This is a genomic window from Hydrogenoanaerobacterium sp. (assembly GCF_032017025.1).
GTDB lineage: Bacteria > Bacillota > Clostridia > Oscillospirales > Ruminococcaceae > Hydrogenoanaerobacterium.
Genome location: NZ_DALZQO010000021.1, coordinates 19852 through 20648, shown reverse-complemented (window position 1 = coordinate 20648; position 797 = coordinate 19852). Strand labels below are relative to the sequence as shown.

At 52.7% G+C, this 797-nt stretch carries 3 protein-coding genes; all 3 read left to right on the top strand.

The genetic code is table 11. The features are described from left to right. On the top strand, nt 1-253 hold a 253-nt coding region (locus RTV33_RS11975), incomplete at its 5' end, for a hypothetical protein (protein ID WP_312644538.1). A 15-nt stretch (nt 254-268) separates the two neighbouring features. After that, on the top strand, nt 269-499 hold the full coding sequence (locus RTV33_RS11970) for a DUF6133 family protein (RefSeq protein WP_312644536.1): 231 nt from the start codon (nt 269-271) through the stop codon (nt 497-499). Further along, nucleotides 489-797: A24 family peptidase (locus RTV33_RS11965; protein ID WP_312644534.1), on the top strand; the 309-nt coding region annotated here is incomplete at its 3' end. The genes RTV33_RS11970 and RTV33_RS11965, both read left to right, overlap by 11 nt.

The window sequence follows — 797 nt, the reverse complement described above, 5'->3', positions numbered from 1 at the left end:
CACCGAGTACACCTTCACGGTGCCGCCCGTCAGTGGCCACAGCGGAGGCGACTATGGCAGAGTGCGCGGCTACAATGTGCTGACCGGCCAGTGGGATCAGCTCGACTACGGCACCACCTCAAACGGCATTACATTCAGCCGAACCCTCGACGCGGGTGTGTACAGCAAGCTGGAGTTTTACTACTATACCAACCATAACTGTATGTACAACAAGAGCAATATCACCTATTCGGTAAACTATCACTTTGAATAAATGGAGGAATTAATCATGAAAAACTTTGTTTGCAAGCTCAAGCACAAGGCTGACATGGCGGTCATCAAAACCCGCCGCATCCTGTCCGACACCCGCGGCGAGGGCTATATTGACACCGCTGTAAAAATCTTGATTTGCGTGGTTTTGGGTGCTCTGCTCCTTGCTGGGCTCTACACCCTGTTTGGAGAAACGGTGCTGCCCACCCTTACCCAGCGAATCAAGGAAATGTTCAACTATGCAGGCTAACGGCATCGCACAGGCGGTGCTTTTTTCTTGTCTGCTGGTGGCGGCCGCCCTGTGGGATATCCGCAAGCGAACTATCCCCGACAGCATCTGCATTCTGATTGCGTTAACAGGGCTGATTGATTTCAGCCCTGTTAACCTTTTGGGGGCGACTCCCGCCCTGCTCTTTTTCTTTTTCGCCTTTTTGAACACGGAGTATGTGGGAGGTGGCGATATCAAGCTGGTGGCGGCAGTGGGCTCGGTTATGGGGCTACAGGCAATGACCGCAGGCCTCATTTTTTCCCTTGTACCATTTCTGCTG